At 61.4% G+C, this 14,836-nt stretch carries 15 protein-coding genes and 1 pseudogene; 8 read left to right on the top strand and 8 right to left on the bottom strand.

Features of this window, described 5'->3' with window-relative positions; genetic code table 11:
* Window positions 1-1,203 (bottom strand): pyridoxal phosphate-dependent aminotransferase, encoded by a 1,203-nt coding sequence (locus AC1D2N_RS02070; protein WP_018243012.1) that lies wholly within the window; start codon window positions 1,201-1,203, stop codon window positions 1-3.
* Between the two features lie 384 nt (window positions 1,204-1,587).
* Here AC1D2N_RS02070 and AC1D2N_RS02065 point away from each other — a divergent pair, with 384 nt between their 5' ends.
* The 3 genes from AC1D2N_RS02065 to AC1D2N_RS02055 all read left to right on the top strand — a co-directional run bounded on the left by AC1D2N_RS02065 (window position 1,588) and on the right by AC1D2N_RS02055 (window position 5,995).
* A complete protein-coding gene (locus AC1D2N_RS02065) occupies window positions 1,588-3,975 on the top strand; it encodes a marine proteobacterial sortase target protein (protein ID WP_130729320.1) in 2,388 nt (795 codons plus the stop codon).
* The gene (locus AC1D2N_RS02060; RefSeq protein WP_018446660.1) at window positions 3,965-4,684 is read left to right on the top strand and encodes a class GN sortase; all 720 of its coding nucleotides are present in this window, start codon (window positions 3,965-3,967) and stop codon (window positions 4,682-4,684) included. The genes AC1D2N_RS02065 and AC1D2N_RS02060 overlap by 11 nt, the downstream gene beginning before the upstream one ends.
* Window positions 4,685-4,852: 168 nt before the next feature.
* Window positions 4,853-5,995 carry a PQQ-dependent sugar dehydrogenase gene (locus AC1D2N_RS02055; RefSeq protein WP_130729321.1) on the top strand — a complete coding sequence of 381 codons (1,143 nt, stop codon included), beginning with the start codon at window positions 4,853-4,855 and terminating at the stop codon, window positions 5,993-5,995.
* A 4-nt stretch (window positions 5,996-5,999) separates the two neighbouring features.
* Here the strand turns inward: AC1D2N_RS02055 and AC1D2N_RS02050 are convergent, their stop codons facing one another.
* Window positions 6,000-6,470: a hypothetical protein gene (locus AC1D2N_RS02050; protein ID WP_026230701.1), complete on the bottom strand. Its 471-nt coding sequence runs from the start codon at window positions 6,468-6,470 to the stop codon at window positions 6,000-6,002.
* 100 nt (window positions 6,471-6,570) lie between these two features.
* Here AC1D2N_RS02050 and AC1D2N_RS02045 point away from each other — a divergent pair, with 100 nt between their 5' ends.
* From AC1D2N_RS02045 to AC1D2N_RS02035, 3 genes are all read left to right on the top strand, one after another.
* Window positions 6,571-7,461, top strand: coding sequence for a DMT family transporter (locus tag AC1D2N_RS02045; protein WP_130729322.1), 891 nt, complete (start codon window positions 6,571-6,573; stop codon window positions 7,459-7,461).
* A gap of 485 nt (window positions 7,462-7,946) precedes the next feature.
* Complete coding sequence (locus AC1D2N_RS02040) at window positions 7,947-8,162, top strand: cold-shock protein (RefSeq protein ID WP_003561293.1); 216 nt, start codon at window positions 7,947-7,949, stop codon at window positions 8,160-8,162.
* 141 nt (window positions 8,163-8,303) lie between these two features.
* Complete coding sequence (locus AC1D2N_RS02035) at window positions 8,304-8,759, top strand: BA14K family protein (protein ID WP_026230703.1); 456 nt, start codon at window positions 8,304-8,306, stop codon at window positions 8,757-8,759.
* A gap of 60 nt (window positions 8,760-8,819) precedes the next feature.
* Here AC1D2N_RS02035 and AC1D2N_RS02030 read toward each other — a convergent pair whose 3' ends face one another.
* A complete protein-coding gene (locus AC1D2N_RS02030) occupies window positions 8,820-9,686 on the bottom strand; it encodes an oxidoreductase (protein WP_130729323.1) in 867 nt (288 codons plus the stop codon).
* Window positions 9,687-9,720: 34 nt separating this feature from the next.
* Between AC1D2N_RS02030 and AC1D2N_RS02025 the strand changes: the two genes are divergently transcribed.
* Entirely contained in the window at window positions 9,721-10,179 is a 459-nt protein-coding gene (locus AC1D2N_RS02025) for a winged helix-turn-helix transcriptional regulator (RefSeq protein ID WP_018243020.1), read from the top strand.
* A gap of 101 nt (window positions 10,180-10,280) precedes the next feature.
* Here the strand turns inward: AC1D2N_RS02025 and AC1D2N_RS02020 are convergent, their stop codons facing one another.
* Genes AC1D2N_RS02020 through AC1D2N_RS02010 form a run of 3 tightly spaced genes read right to left on the bottom strand, consistent with a single transcriptional unit; the run spans window position 10,281 to window position 12,875 of the window.
* The gene (locus tag AC1D2N_RS02020; RefSeq protein ID WP_047618532.1) at window positions 10,281-11,657 is read right to left on the bottom strand and encodes an ATP-binding protein; all 1,377 of its coding nucleotides are present in this window, start codon (window positions 11,655-11,657) and stop codon (window positions 10,281-10,283) included.
* A 24-nt stretch (window positions 11,658-11,681) separates the two neighbouring features.
* Window positions 11,682-12,383, bottom strand: a complete 702-nt coding sequence (locus AC1D2N_RS02015) for a response regulator (RefSeq protein WP_003581129.1) — start codon at window positions 12,381-12,383, stop codon at window positions 11,682-11,684.
* Window positions 12,384-12,875: a MarR family winged helix-turn-helix transcriptional regulator gene (locus AC1D2N_RS02010; RefSeq protein ID WP_026230704.1), complete on the bottom strand. Its 492-nt coding sequence runs from the start codon at window positions 12,873-12,875 to the stop codon at window positions 12,384-12,386.
* A gap of 329 nt (window positions 12,876-13,204) precedes the next feature.
* Here AC1D2N_RS02010 and AC1D2N_RS02005 point away from each other — a divergent pair.
* A pseudogene (locus AC1D2N_RS02005) lies at window positions 13,205-13,408 on the top strand (branched-chain amino acid aminotransferase); the annotation flags it as partial.
* Between the two features lie 149 nt (window positions 13,409-13,557).
* Here the strand turns inward: AC1D2N_RS02005 and AC1D2N_RS02000 are convergent.
* Both AC1D2N_RS02000 and AC1D2N_RS01995 read right to left on the bottom strand, forming a co-directional pair.
* The gene (locus tag AC1D2N_RS02000) at window positions 13,558-13,827 is read right to left on the bottom strand and encodes a hypothetical protein (protein WP_003541697.1); all 270 of its coding nucleotides are present in this window, start codon (window positions 13,825-13,827) and stop codon (window positions 13,558-13,560) included.
* A gap of 182 nt (window positions 13,828-14,009) precedes the next feature.
* Window positions 14,010-14,627 (bottom strand): DUF1236 domain-containing protein, encoded by a 618-nt coding sequence (locus AC1D2N_RS01995; RefSeq protein ID WP_130729325.1) that lies wholly within the window; start codon window positions 14,625-14,627, stop codon window positions 14,010-14,012.
* Window positions 14,628-14,836 lie beyond the last annotated feature (209 nt).

Genomic DNA, 14,836 nt, shown 5'->3' with positions numbered 1-14,836 from the left:
TTACTTGCAGGCGCCGCAGAAGCGCTGGATGCGGCGGCAGGCTTCCTCGAGCTGCTCTTCCGAAGTCGCATAGGAGATACGGAAGTTCGGGCCGAGGCCGAAGGCCGAACCGTGAACAACGGCAACGCCTTCCGATTCCAGAAGTTCAGAGACGAAATCCTCGTCCGTCTCGATGACCTTGCCGGAGGGCGCGGTCTTGCCAATCAGACCCTTGCACGAGGGATAGACATAGAAGGCGCCCTCCGGCACCGGGCAGACAATACCCTTGGCCTGATTCAGCATCGAAACGACGAGATCGCGGCGGCCTTCGAAGATCTTCTTGTTCTCGGGGATGAAGTCCTGCGTGCCGTTCAGCGCTTCGACAGCCGCCCACTGGGCGATCGACGTAGCACCCGAGGTCTGCTGACCCTGGATCATGTCCATGGCCTTGATGAGCTGGATTGGGCCGGCCGCATAGCCGATACGCCAGCCGGTCATCGCATAGGCCTTGGAGACGCCGTTCATCGTCAGCGTGCGGTCGTAAAGCTGCGGCTCGACTTCCACAGGCGTAACGAACTTGAAGTCGCCATAGGTCAGGTGCTCGTACATGTCGTCGGTCAGCACCCAGACCTGCGGATTCTTCATCAGCACATCCGTCAGCGCCTTCAGCTCGTCATGCGTATAGGCGGCCCCCGTCGGGTTGGACGGCGAGTTGAAGATGAACCACTTGGTCTTCGGCGTGATCGCCTTTTCGAGATCGGCCGCCTGAAGCTTGAAGTTATGCTCCTGGGTGGCAGAAACGAAAACCGGCGTGCCGCCGCACAGTGCCACCATCTCAGGATAGGAAACCCAGTAAGGCGCCGGAATGACGACTTCGTCGCCGGGGTTCAGCGTTGCCATGAAGGCGTTGAAAAGGATCTGCTTGCCGCCGGTGCCGACGATGGTCTGCTCCCAGGAATAGTCGAGGCCGTTCTCGCGCTTGAACTTGGCGGCGATCGCCTTGCGCAATTCCGGGATACCGGAAACCGGCGTGTACTTCGTTTCGCCGCGGTTGATCGCGTCGATGGCCGCCTTCTTGATATTATCGGGCGTATCGAAATCCGGCTCACCGGCGCCGAGGCCAATGACGTCACGTCCTTTTGCTTTCAGCTCGCGCGCTTTCTGGGAGACGGCGATGGTGGCTGAAGGCTTCACACGGGAAAGAGCATCGGCAAGGAAAGCCATGATAACGGTCCTAATGGTTGAAACGGGCAGAAAGCCGGGACCGGAGTTCTGCGGTTAGCTCTATGTCCAATGTATGGCGGCATTTCAAGCGGAAAGGCGTCATGGTGGCATGATTCTTATTGATCGGTTCGCCGCACCATCAGCCCGGCATGCCGCGCCCTTGGGAGAGGCTTGCGTCACCTGGTCGAAACGCCATGCGCAGATCTTGAATCAATCTCTGACGTCATCCGGATTTATTCCCTGAAATCAGTGGCATCGCCGAATTTGGCCATCGCCACGAATAAGCCGCAACAAATGCCGCGCCGCGCCGCAATTCGGTCGCGAGCGCGCCGAGATCGAAGCCGCATCATCCGGCATCCGAAATTGGTTATTGAGGGTATGCCAATGTTTCTGGAAGATGAGTTTGCCATAGGGCGCATTCGCGCGCGCCGAATTTCCGTTTCAGTCCTTGTTGCATTCACTATCTTTGCGGCCTGCATCACCGCGGTGCTGGGACTTGCCTCCGCCGCCCGCGCGGCCGAGACGCCGCAGGCATCCGCTGAGCTCGCAGCACTTGTCCGGCCGAACGACGTCCGCAGCGGCTCGCTGCTCTTTCCGTCGAAGGAGCCGGGCTTCTATGTCGAAGCGCCGCGGCTGAAGAGTGATGTCGCCATCGATGTCTCCGGCCCGATCGCCAGGGTGAAGGTGACGCAACGCTTCCAGAATCCGAGCCAGGGTTGGGTCGAGGGCACCTACGTCTTTCCGCTGCCGGATAATTCCGCCGTCGACACCCTGAAAATGCAGATCGGCGAACGCTTCATCGAAGGCCAGATCAAGCCGCGCCAGGAAGCCCGCGAGATCTACGAGCAGGCCAAGGCCGAGGGCAAGAAGACGGCGTTGCTCGAACAGCAGCGGCCGAACATCTTCACCAACCAGGTCGCCAATATCGGTCCCGGCGAAACCATCGTCGTCCAGATCGAGTATCAGCAGATGATCCACCAATCGGGCGGCGAGTTCTCGCTGCGCGTCCCGATGGTCGTCGCCCCGCGCTACAATCCGGCGCCGATCGTCCAGACCGTCGAGTTCAACAACGGCGCCGGTTTTGCCACACCGCGCGACCCGGTGGAAAACCGCGACAAGATCGAAGCCACCGTGCTTGACCCGCGTGAGAACGCCAGGATCAATCCGGTTTCGCTGACCGTCGATCTCAAGGCCGGTTTCCCGCTCGGCGACGTCAAATCCTCCTTCCACGCGGTCGATATCAGCCAGGACGGCGACCAGGCGAGAACGATCAGCCTGAAGGCGGACTCCGTTCCCGCCGACAAGGATTTCGAGCTCACCTGGAAGGCCGCCCCCGGCAAGATGCCGAGTGCCGGCCTCTTCCGCGAAGTGATTGATGGTAAGACCTATCTGCTCGCCTTCGTCACCCCGCCCACTGCCCCCGATACGGCAGCGCCGCCGGCGAAACGCGAGGTGGTCTTCGTCATCGACAATTCCGGCTCCATGTCCGGCCCGTCGATCGAGCAGGCAAGGCAGAGCCTGGCGCTTGCGATCTCCAAGCTGAACGCCGACGACCGCTTCAACGTCATCCGTTTCGACGATACGATGACCGATTATTTCAAGGGTCTCGTCACTGCCACCCCTGACAATCGCGAAAAGGCGATTGCCTATGTCAGAGGCCTGACTGCCGACGGCGGCACGGAAATGCTACCTGCCTTGCAGGCTGCGCTGCGTAACCAGGGACCGGTCGCAACCGGAGCGCTGCGCCAGGTCGTGTTCCTGACGGATGGCGCGATCGGCAACGAACAGCAGCTTTTCCAGGAGATCACCGCAAACCGCGGCGATGCCCGCGTCTTCACCGTCGGCATCGGCTCGGCGCCGAACACCTATTTCATGACCAAGGCCGCCGAAGTCGGCCGCGGCACCTTTACGGCGATCGGCTCGACCGATCAGGTGGCGAGCCGCATGGGCGAGCTTTTCGCCAAGCTGCAGAACCCAGCCATAACCGATATCGCCGCAACCTTCGAAGGCATCGCTGCCGAGGATATCACGCCAAACCCGATGCCGGACCTCTATAGCGGCGAGCCTGTCGTGCTGACCGCGCGACTGCCTGACGATAAGCCCGCCGGCAAGCTGCAGATCTTCGGCAAGACAGGCGAGCAGCCCTGGCGCGTCGAGATGAATATCGCCAATGCCGCCAACGGCAACGGCATTTCCAAGCTCTGGGCGCGGCGCAAGATCGACGATTTCGAGGCGCGCGCCTATGAACGTCAGGATCCGGCCGCGCTCGACAAGGATATCGAGACCGTCGCGCTCGCCCATCACCTCGTCTCCCGCGTCACCAGCCTGGTTGCCGTCGACGTCACCCCGTCTCGCCCGGTCGATCAGCCGCTCGGCTCGACCAAGCTGCCGCTCAACCTGCCGGAAGGTTGGGACTTTGATAAGGTCCTCGGCGAAAACCCTGTCCCTCGTGACGACGCAGAGCGCCATGGCTCGGCTACGCCTACGGGAAGCGCCAGACCGGAGCAGGCTGAGGCCGAAACACAGAAACTCATCGCATCGCCTGAGATCGCAAACATGATGGCTGCAGCCCCGACCGCCAAGGCCGCCACCATGATCGCGCAAAAAAGCACGACCGTGAACCTGCCGCAGACGGCGACGCGCGCCGACGAGCAGATCATCCGGGGGCTGACCATGTTGCTCCTCGCGCTGATGGCGGCAAGCGGGCTGGCCGTCTGGCGGCGGCGCCTCAAGGGCATTATTGCCGTCGGAGCCAAACGAAATGGTCTCTAGGCTCTCTGCAAGCCAGAATGAGGAAGTGGCCGAATTCGAGCCGCTTCCGACCTATCTGGAACTCGCCATGGCCGCCGCCACGGCCTATGACCGACCGAAGATGCGCCAGAAGAAGGGTTTCTTCCTCTGGCGTCTTTCCTCGATCGAAAAAGCAATCGCCTTTGCCATCGCCGGCCTTGCCCTCTATGGCTTGGCGCTGATCGGCGACGGCTTCCTGCTGAAGGCGAAGGCGGAGCTTTCCCAGGTTCTGCTGAAACGCGCCTTCGCCGCCGAATTGCGGGGCGAAGAAACAAAACCCTGGCCCTGGGCGGATTTCACCACGGAGGCCAAGGTACGCGCCCCGCGCCTCGGCAAGGAGGCGATCGTGCTCTCCGGCGCCTCCGGCGAAGCTCTCGCCTTCGGTCCGGCCTGGCTCGTCAACACGCCACAGCCCGGAGAGGAAGGCACCTCCGTGATTGCTGCCCATCGCGACACGCATTTCCGCTGGCTGCAATATATAAGGCCCGGCGATACGATTGAAGTCACGCGCCGCGACGGCAAACTGTTGACCTTCAAGGCCGGCGAGGGCCGCATCGCCCCGTGGGATGCAAGCGGCATCGATCCCACCTCCGATGGCCGCCGCCTGGTGCTGACCACCTGCTGGCCCTTCGACGCGACGGAACGCGGGCCGTTGCGCTACATCCTCGAGGCGGAATTGGTCGATGGCTAGAGCGCCGTGCGTCCTCTTGGACGCACAAAGGACGCTCTACCTCTTTTGAATCTGGATAACGGGATCAGTTCAACCGGTAAACACAAAGCCGTTATTGCAGGTCGAATGAGGGTTGAAGCCCTCCCCTGCCCGCTCCACGTTCAGCCTGAGAGACGACGGGGATGCACGATGAAGAGAATGTCCGCCTTCCATTTCGCCGCAGCGCTGGTCCTGTTCGGCACCGTATCGGCGGATGCAGCTGATACTGTCAACACGCAGGATCTCGCGGTGCGGGTCGACAAGCTCGCCGACGGCCTCGAACATCCCTGGGCGGTCGAGGTCTTGCCCGACGACGCCTATCTCGTCACCGAGCGGCCGGGCCGCATGCGCATCGTCCGCGACGGCAAGGTCTCCGACCCGATCGGCGGCGTGCCTAAGGTCAGCGCCCGTGGCCAGGGTGGCCTGATGGACGTGGCGCTCGCACCGGATTTTGCGACGAGCCGCAAGCTCTATTTCACCGCCGCCATCGCCAACAGCCGGGGCTCCGGCACCGAAGCCTTCAGCGCCACGCTTTCAAATGACGAAAAGACGCTTCACGCCGTGACGCCTGTTTTCACCATGCAGCGCTTCACGTCAGGCAACATCCAGTACGGCTCGCGCATCGCGATTGCCCGAGACGGCTCGCTGTTCATCAGCGTCGGCGACCGCGGCGACCGCGACCGCTCGCAAGACTGGCAGGACGATGCCGGCTCGATCATCCATATCAATGCCGACGGCAGCATCCCTGCCGACAATCCGTTCAAAGACGGCGGCAAGGCGCTGCCGGAAATCTGGTCGAAAGGCCACCGCAACCCGCAGGGCATCACCTTCGACGCCAAGGATGGCAAGCTCTATACCGTCGAGCACGGCGCGCGCGGCGGCGACGAGATCAACCAGCCCGAGGCCGGCAAGAATTACGGCTGGCCTGTTATCACCTATGGCCGCGATTATTCGGGTGCCGAGATCGGCGAAGGCACGGCCAAGGAAGGGCTGGAACAGCCGCTGCACTATTGGGATCCTTCGATCGCACCCGGCGCGCTCGTCGTCTATCGCGGCGCCATGTTCCCGGAATGGGACGGCAATTTCATCGTCGCGGCGCTGAAGTTCCAACTGCTCTCGCGCATGCAGCGCGACGACGGCGGCGCCTTCGTCACCGAAGAACGTCTGTTCGAGGGCGAATACGGCCGCATCCGCGACGTCGTCGTCGCACCCGACGGCGCCCTGCTGATGGTGACGGACGAGGACAACGGCGCGCTGCTCAGGATCTCCAGAGCGCAGGCCCGCAACGGCTGAGACGTCACAACGCGCCGCGCAGTTCCTTGCGGATGACGAATTTCAACCCGGACCAGATTTCGTCGACGGCGCAGACCTTGATGTCGACGAGGCCCATCGGAAGCAGAACCTCCCGCAGCACGTCCTCGGTGATATCAGTCGGCACCCTCGAGCTCTTCTTAGGCCAGGAGATCCAGACCATGCCATTCGGCACCAGAACAGGCAGGAGCGCAGGCGCGGTCCGCTCTAGCACGGCCCGTTCGGTCGTAAAGAGATGCACATAGTCGAATACGCGTGCGGGCGTCTCCGGAAGCGCCCGAACGACCGAGGCAAAACCGTCGAAACCATTGATGTCGCCGATCGTTTCGGGAATGCCGAGAAGAGCGGCTGACTGCCCCTGTGCAAGGCCGAGTTTCCTGACGAGCGGCGTGCCGGAATAGCCTGCCGCCCTCGGCGCGGCCACGTCGCCGGCCGGCTTCCGTTCTTCGCCTCGCATGCCTTCACCTCCGTCAACCGGCACGAAGTCTTCACCCTTGCCGAAAGGAAACGCAACTGCTAACCGCTTGCGCACATCTCCCTTCCCCATCGAGGACGACGTGACGCGCGTTCAGGCGAACCTCCTCCTATTGCTTGCAGCCGCCATCTGGGGCGGCGGCTTCGTCGCGCAGTCGACGGCGATGAAGGCGATCGGCCCTTTCTGGTTCATCGGCCTGCGTTTTGCCGTCGCCACGCTGGCCGTGCTGCCCTTCGTCCTTTTCGAAGCGCGCAAGGCAAAGGAGAAGACCAGCGCACGCCATGCGAAGCTCTATATCCTGATCGGCCTTGCCCTTTTCGGCGGCGCGGCCACGCAGCAGGTCGGCCTGCAGACGACGACGGTGACGAATTCCAGCTTCATCACCGGCCTCTATGTGGTCTTCGTGCCGCTGATCGCCGTGTTCTTCCTGCGCCGTGCCCCGCATTGGGTCATCTGGCCGGGCGCGCTGATGGCGGTCACCGGCATCTATCTCCTGTCCGGCGGCCATCTCTCGGCACTGACCCCAGGCGATCTGCTGACCGTCGTCTGCGCCGCCTTTTGGGCGATCCAGATCACCCTTGCCGGCACGACCGTTTCGGAGACCGGAAGGCCGCTCGCGCTCTCCGCGGTGCAATTCGCCGTCACCGCAGTCTGTGCGCTGGCCGTTGCCGCAGCCGTCGAACCGGTCAGCCTTTCGGCGATACGGGCCGCGGCGCCGGAGATCCTTTATGTCGGTATCTTCTCCTCGGGCGTGGCTTTCGTGCTGCAGGTGATCGGCCAGCGCTACACGACGCCCTCGCAGGCCGCGATCTTCCTTTCTTCCGAAGCACTCTTTGGCGCCTCACTCGCTGCCCTGCTGCTCGGCGAGACGATGCCGGTAACAGGCTATGCAGGTTGCGCGCTAATGTTTATCGCTATGCTTGTAGTCGAACTCGTGCCGGGACTGACCCGCCGGCGCTTGCCAGCCGCGTGAACACGCGTCCAAATATGGGTGAGTCACGCATCGGAAAAAAAATTCATTTGCCGCGAGAGACGCGTTCACGTTGCATTTTTGGGAAAATCTGCTCGGAACTTATATTGCAGACGATATAAAACGTTAATCATTCCCTATCAGCGAAGGAAATTTTGCGTTTTTTCGCAAATTGGATGTCGGCAGGGGTGTGCCCGGAACGACACGTTAAAAAACTTTTGCTTGCCAAAATCCTTTAAACGCAGCACTCTCAGCGCGTTCGGGCATTTTGCGAGCATGGGAAGTCCTTAAGTATTTGCGCGCCGGGAACGCTAATATTCCGGTCAGCCGGTTCCGAAAATGGCGGGCGAAAGTCCTGCCTGGAACAGGCCGAGGTAGAGGGGACCTTTTTCTCACATTTCAAGAATTGCCTGCCAACACCTCCGCAAGGAGGCAATGCTATGATGCTGCCCGTGTGGATGGCGGGCAGAGAGAAAAGGACCTGAGGCATGGCAGAGACTGGCACTGTAAAATTCTTCAATACCGACAAAGGCTTCGGCTTCATCAAGCCGGACCGGGGCGGCGCCGATATCTTCGTTCACATTTCTGCCGTTCAGGCCTCCGGCCTGGCCGGTCTGACGGAAAACCAGAAGGTAAGCTTCGACACGGAGCCGGATCGCCGCGGCAAGGGCCCGAAGGCCGTCAATCTGCAGATTGCGGGCTGAACCCTTAACAAGGCTGGCGAGTTCGAGTTGAAGCCCGGCAGCAATGCCGGGTTTTGTCGTTCAGCCTTCGTTCAGCTACAAATCCGTACTTCTCTCATCATCGAGAAAGGGGCCGGCGTTCGGTTCCCGGGATTAGGATTTATGCTTATGAACAGGCTCGCCAAGACCATTCTGCTGACGGCAACCGCTGCCGCACTCACGCTTTCTGCCATCGGTGAAGCGTCGGCCCGCGACCGCCACTGGCGCCACGGCAATCACGGCAACAACGATGCGTGGGTCGGCGGCGCCGTCGGCCTTGCCACCGGCCTGATCGTCGGTTCGGCCATCGCCAACGCCAATAATGGTCCGGTCTACGAAGAACGCCGCTACATCGACCCGGCCTACGAGCCGGATTATTACGAGCCCGCCCCGGTCTATCGCGCGCCCCGCCGCGTCTATGTCGATCAGCCGCAATATTACGCGCCGGTCCGCACGGCGGTGGAGCCCTGGTCGCCGCAATGGGAGCGTTACTGCTCTTACCGCTACCGCTCCTTCGATCCGCGCAGCGGCACCTATGTCGGCAATGACGGCCGCAGCCACTTCTGCACCGCCGGCTGAATCGTCGAATATCCCTGATGCAAAGCGCCGCTTTTCAGCGGCGCTTTTGTTTTGCCTGCGTCAGCCGGTCTTCTTGTTCCAGGGCATGAACTCAGCCTCAGCATCAAAATCGGTCGAGACGCTCACGGTGCGCCACATCCGATCGGCTTCGATACGCGCCGCATCCGCCTTTTCGACATTGAGTACCGCATCGCTGCCAAGCAGCAGCCGGAACGGCGGCTCGTCGAGACCGGCGATGTGGATGACGACTGCCGCCGCTCTGGCAGGATCGCCGGGCTGGCGACCATCGTACTCACGCTGGAAACGCACCGTAGCACCGACCGTCTCCGCATAGTCCTGCCGCCCTTCGGCAAGCACCGTCGAGGAGCCGGCGAAATCGGTCCTGAAGCCGCCGGGCTCGATCACCGTCACCCTGATGCCGAACGGCGCGACCTCTTTCGACAGCACCTCGGAAAAGCCCTCGACACCGAATTTCGCCGCCGAATAAGCGCCGCGCCCGGCGGGTCCGATCCGGCCGCCGACCGATGAGAACTGGATGATGTGCCCCGCCCCCTGCCCGCGCATCAGGGCGATGACAGCCTTGGTCATGATGATGGTGCCGAAGAGGTTGGTCTCGATCTGGGCGCGGAAATCGGCAAGACTGGTATCCTCGATCGAGCCGACATTGCCGTAGCCGGCATTGTTGACGAGCACGTCGATGCGCCCGAACCTCTTCACACCAGCCTCGACTGCTGCCGCTGCCGCCACCTCGTCGGTCACGTCAAGCGCCAGCGTCAGGACCTGATCGCCATACCGCTCGGAAAGATCGGCAAGCTGGCCGGGATCGCGCGCAGTTGCCACCAAATTGTCGCCGGAGGCCAAAACCGCCTCCGCCAGCGCCCGGCCAAGACCGCGCGAACTCCCTGTTATCAACCAGACTCTGAACATCGGAAACCCTCCTGCTTTGGTTCCCGGCTCATGTATGGTCTATTGTATCCAATCGAAAGAAGGTACCCGGACGATCTATACACACCTTGAGGTAACTGACTTGACCAGTGACATCTTCGATTTCTGCAGCAGTATGACGGACGAACAGGATGGGCGGGCCCGTGAACTGATCGAGCGGGCGGCGGCGAAATGGCCGCTGCGCATCCTGCACGTACTCTCCGATGCCGGCGCACCCCTGCGCTTCTCACGCCTTATGGAGAGGGTCGAGGGCATCAGCCAGAAAGTGCTGACGCAGACGCTGCGCACCCTCGAAAGAGATGGCCTCATCATCCGCACGCTCTATCCCGAAGTGCCGCCGCGCGTCGAATATGAGTTGACGCCGCTCGGACGCGACCTCCTCATGCAAGTCGTCACGCTCTGGCGCTGGATCGTCGAACACCTGGATGATTTCGATGCGCGCAAAGCCGTAAAGCTGACGGCCGCCGGCGTCTAAAGCCCGTCGCAATCTTTCAGATTCGCTCCTTGCGCTTTATGTCTTTGTTTCTACGCATGTCGTTATCGCAAAACCGCTGCACATTTTTGCGCGACATGCCTTCAAGCCGGAATGCGGATCGTTGCCCTCAGCCCACCGAGCGGACTGTCGGTGAGCGTGACGTTGCCGCCGTGGCTGCGGGCGATGTCGCGGGCGATCGCAAGGCCGAGGCCGGTGCCCGACGCATCCAGGTTGCGCGCCGTATCCAGCCGGAAGAATGGCTTGAACACGTCCTCGCGGTTCTTCTCAGGAATGCCCGGCCCATCATCGTCGAAGACGACGGTCAGCCATTTGGCGTTGTGCTTGGCTTCGATGTCGAGCCTATTGGCATAACGCCGAGCATTCGAGGCAAGGTTGGTGACGAGCCGCATGAAAGCGTTCGGCCTGACGGATATGTCGTCATCGCCTTCGATGGAATAGCTGAATTTTTTGCCGTGCAGGGCGAAATCGGATTCCAGCTTCGCGAAGATCTCACTGAGTTTCAGCTCGCCGACATCCTCTTCGACCTCGCCGCGTGCAAAGGCCATGTAGGCCTCCAGCATGGTCTGCATGTCGTTGACGTCATCGTTAAGCCCATGCAGGTCGGGATTGTCGCCAGCCAGCGCCAGTTGCAGCTTGAAGCGGGTGAGGATGGTGCGCAGGTCATGGCTGACGCCGGAGAGCATCGCGGTGCGCTGTTCGATCTGCCGTTCGATTCGCTCCCGCATCAGAATGAAGGCAAGACCGGCGCGCCTGACCTCGTCGGCGCCGCGCGGATAGAAATTATCGGGCTTCTGCCCCTTGCCGAAGCTTTCGGCCGCGCGCGCCAAGGTCAGGATCGGCCGGATCTGCCCGCGCAGGAAGAGGATCGAGATGCCGATCAGCACCAGCGAGGTGCCAACCATCCAAACGATGAAGATATGGGTGTTCGACGCATAGGTCTGGCTGCGTTTGGTCAGCACCCGCAGGATCTTGTTGTCGAGTTTGATGCGGATCTCGACGAGGTTTGAATTGCCGACCGTGTCGATCCAGAAAGGCCGGTGGATCTCGTCGGTGATCTCGTCGCTGAGGATGCCATCGAGAATCGAGAAGAAAGGCTTGACGCGCGGCGGCGGCAGATCGCCGTCCGGCTCGATCGAGATCTGCAGGCTGAGTTGGTCGCGGGCGATGCGGATGATCTCGCTATAGTCCGAGTTCTGCGGGTAGGTCTCGATGATTTCGATGATGGCGGCGATGTCACGGGTGACGGCAAGCGACAGCCGCTCCGTCACCATTTGCCAGTGGCGCTCCATGAAGACGGCGGCGACGACGGATTGCAAGAGCACCATTGGAATGATGATGATCAGCAGCGAGCGCGCGTAAAGTCCGGTCGGCAGCCGGCGGCGCAGCCACCGGACGATCCAGCGCCAGCCCGGCGCAGAAGTGCGGTCTTCCCGCCGCAAGCTGTCGATCGTCACCATCAGCGCCGGTCCCGAACCTTGAGTTTAGTCGATGCTCAGCCTGTATCCGATGCCGCGCACGGTCTGCAGCCAGACGGGATTGGCGGGATCGTCCTCGATCTTACGCCGCAGCCGGTTGATCTGCACGTCGATCGTCCGCTCGCCGACTTCGGTATCGTTGCCGATCAGTTCATGGCGGGGGATCGTGTCGCCGGCGCGCCGTGCAAAGAGCAGCATGATCTCCTGCTCGCGGTCGGTGAGCCGGATCACCTCGCTGGCTTTCTTCAGCTCCTTGCGGGTCAGCGAGAAGGTGTAGGGGCCGAACATCACTTGTTCGATCTTCGGTCCCTCGCCGCCGGCGTTGCGGCGCAGGATGTTGTTGATGCGCAGCACCAGTTCGCGCGGGTCGAAGGGCTTGGAAAGATAGTCGTCGGCGCCCGCCTCCAGGCCTTCGATGCGGTTGCCCGATTCTGCCAGCGCCGTCAGCATGATGATCGGGACGTTCTTGATGGCGCGAAGCCCGCGGGTGACGTCGATGCCGGATTCGCCCGGCATCATCACATCCATGATGATCAGGTCGAAATCGAGACCCGCAAGCTTGCGCTGCGCCTCGGCGCCGTCGGCGGCGACGGTGACGCGGAAGCCGTTCTCGGCGAGATAACGATTGAGCAGCGCGCGGATACGGGAGTCGTCATCGACCACCAGCAAATGCGCCGCATCGTCGGAAATACCTGTCTTGACCGCCATTCAATCCGCCCTCTGTCTGTCCCGCATGCCGCTGAGGAAAGCTTTTACGCCCTCCCGCACCTCCGCAGAAGCCCCTTCGAATGCCCGCTCAATGCGGCGCGATTGCGGCTCGGCAAGGGCAAGCGCCAGCTCTCGTCCCGATTGCGTCGGATAAAGCTTGCGCTGCCGCCGATCCTCGGGACCTGCCACCTGGCGAATATAGCCTGAATCGATCAGCTGTTTCAGCACCCTTGCGAGGCTCTGCTTGGTGATCTTCAAGGTATCGAGAAGATCAGCCACCGTCATGCCGGGATTGCGGTTGACGAAATGCACGACGCGATGGTGCGCCCGGCCGAAGCCGCTCTTTTCGAGGATGGCATCCGGATCGGAAACGAAGTCGCGATAGGCGAAGAAGAACAGCTCGATGATCTCGAAATCGATGATATCAGTATCTTCCATCGGCGTGCCCAGCGGCTCTGGCTTGCCTACTTTCGGGCCGGTCTGTCGTGACACTCGGCATTCCTTTCTCGTTCCGCGCGCTACGTGAAACTTTCGCGAAGATATGTCAGCTTTATTGACATAAATTTGCCGCTTAGCTTCCTCGAACTCTGCGGGAGGCCCGCACGGTCTATCATTTCCCTGGCACTTCCCTGGAAGCTAAGGCCCGTCCGGCAACTCCGACGCAATACGCGATTTCCCCTTGCGTCTGTGGATAAAACGTAATGGGGACAACAATCAACAGGCATGGCGCGTGAAGCGCCGGAGGAGATAGGGATGCGCCGGTCGCTTCGGCGACCTGGCCGCGATAATCGAGCACCATAGCATCGGCGTAGCCCTTGGCTGCAAAACGCCGCAGCATCGAGGTGATCGAACGCGCGATCCTGCCGGAGGAACTCCCCGGCTTTAGCGAGTGCTTCTTCACCGGTTCGGCTGCGGAAGTGACCCCGGTTCCCGAAACCGGCCCGTACCGCTTCACGCCGTCGACGATCTCCGAAATGAACGACTACATGAAGGAAGTCTATCCGGCAGTGATCGCCGCCGAATAAGACCCTCAGGAAATCGGCCGGCTACTGCATAATTCCTTAAATCGGAATCGATGTAAGGATAAAATTATGCAGCAATTTAAAGTGCTACAGCGTTCTTTGCGCGTCTCAAAAGACGCGCGGCGCTGGAGATAAACGCCTGCCGGGCCTTTTTACCTATGTGCCCGTGCCATGACCAGTCCGGCGAGCGTCGAGAGAATGCCGCCGCCGATCAGGCCGCCGATGCCGTCGGCGATCAGGCCGGTCATAGCCGCTTCCCCACCGACCATGCTGAGCAGCATACCGCCGGCAACGCCACCGATCGCACCTGCGATCGTACGGGCGACGACGTTGATCGCCTGCTGCTTCAAAGCGGCGCTCGCGGCGTTGCCGCCGATTGCACCGGCAATCAATTGTGTGATGAGCGGAAGTAGGGCTTCCATGATTTCCTCCTCTGGCGATCTCCCCGATCGCCCGGCTACGCCGATCTTTGGCGTATTAGTATTTTATCATATTTCAGAGGAAAGCGTTAAGAAAAATCAACCGATGCGGGATTAAGGCAGGAAGAAGCGCCCCGGAACGAGGCGGTCCGACGTCCGCCTCGCCTGAGTTTCTGCCGATCACGTCATTGATAGACGTAGACGATCCGGCGCGTACCGGGATCGACCAGCACCGGCCGATCGTTGATCCTCGTATAGCGGTACTCGTAGTCGGGAATCGTCTGGAAGGTGACATCGGCAGGCACTTCCGCGCCGACGACGACGTCGCCGCCAAGCTGCACCGTCTCACCCGGGTTGGTGTCGATATAGGTGCGGACCGTCTCCGGCGGGGCGATAGTCTCGACCGACCCGACGGGGCCGAGCAACTCGTCGCCCGGCGCCGGCTGCGGCTCGGCCGGAACGACACTCGCGGTCGACTCGTAGGTCACGCTGGGAACGCCGATCTCGGAGCGGTGCTGCTCGACCATGACAGAGCTGCCGCCGTGATCGACCTGCAGATAATCGGCATAGACCCAGCCACGCATGCCGTTGACGTCGACACGGCACCAGCGGCTGCCTTCGATGCAGCCGTCGAGGACTGCGGTGGAGCCGCGGGTGGCAAGACCGACCGAGGGATATTGTGGGCCGGGGCCAGCACGGACGTTGAGATCGTTGACCGTCGTCGCCATCATCTCCGCCTGCGCAAGACCGGCGCTAGCCATCAGCACCGCGCCTGCCAGCAGAATGTTTCTCTTCAAGGTCATATGAGCGTCTCCTTGGTTTCGATGGGCTGACAACGCACGGGGTTCCACGATGTTCCCCTGTGCTCCGCCGAGCGAAACACTACCTGCGGGAGATTTCATGCAAATGTTTGGAAGAATTGAGAGAAAAACGATTTTATCACCCTGCGACGATGGCAAAGAGGGGCATAAATTCTTGTTGCAGTCCGTCTTTTTACCGTGAGGCACACCGC

Source organism: Rhizobium sp. P1_B8, assembly GCF_056406515.1.
Note: the sequence above shows the minus strand (reverse complement) of the source record. Positions and strands in the feature narration are given on the sequence as shown.

Excerpts from the sequence above, each read along its gene's own strand:
- AC1D2N_RS02070 (WP_018243012.1), bottom strand. The coding sequence starts at position 1,203 with ATGGCTTTCCTTGCCGATGCTCTTTCCCGTGTGAAGCCTTCAGCCACC.
- AC1D2N_RS02065 (WP_130729320.1), top strand. The coding sequence starts at position 1,588 with ATGTTTCTGGAAGATGAGTTTGCCATAGGGCGCATTCGCGCGCGCCGA.
- AC1D2N_RS02060 (WP_018446660.1), top strand. The coding sequence starts at position 3,965 with ATGGTCTCTAGGCTCTCTGCAAGCCAGAATGAGGAAGTGGCCGAATTC.
- AC1D2N_RS02055 (WP_130729321.1), top strand. The coding sequence starts at position 4,853 with ATGAAGAGAATGTCCGCCTTCCATTTCGCCGCAGCGCTGGTCCTGTTC.
- AC1D2N_RS02050 (WP_026230701.1), bottom strand. The coding sequence starts at position 6,470 with ATGCGAGGCGAAGAACGGAAGCCGGCCGGCGACGTGGCCGCGCCGAGG.
- AC1D2N_RS02040 (WP_003561293.1), top strand. The coding sequence starts at position 7,947 with ATGGCAGAGACTGGCACTGTAAAATTCTTCAATACCGACAAAGGCTTC.
- AC1D2N_RS02035 (WP_026230703.1), top strand. The coding sequence starts at position 8,304 with ATGCTTATGAACAGGCTCGCCAAGACCATTCTGCTGACGGCAACCGCT.
- AC1D2N_RS02030 (WP_130729323.1), bottom strand. The coding sequence starts at position 9,686 with ATGTTCAGAGTCTGGTTGATAACAGGGAGTTCGCGCGGTCTTGGCCGG.
- AC1D2N_RS02025 (WP_018243020.1), top strand. The coding sequence starts at position 9,721 with ATGGTCTATTGTATCCAATCGAAAGAAGGTACCCGGACGATCTATACA.
- AC1D2N_RS02020 (WP_047618532.1), bottom strand. The coding sequence starts at position 11,657 with ATGGTGACGATCGACAGCTTGCGGCGGGAAGACCGCACTTCTGCGCCG.
- AC1D2N_RS02015 (WP_003581129.1), bottom strand. The coding sequence starts at position 12,383 with ATGGCGGTCAAGACAGGTATTTCCGACGATGCGGCGCATTTGCTGGTG.
- AC1D2N_RS02000 (WP_003541697.1), bottom strand. The coding sequence starts at position 13,827 with ATGGAAGCCCTACTTCCGCTCATCACACAATTGATTGCCGGTGCAATC.
- AC1D2N_RS01995 (WP_130729325.1), bottom strand. The coding sequence starts at position 14,627 with ATGACCTTGAAGAGAAACATTCTGCTGGCAGGCGCGGTGCTGATGGCT.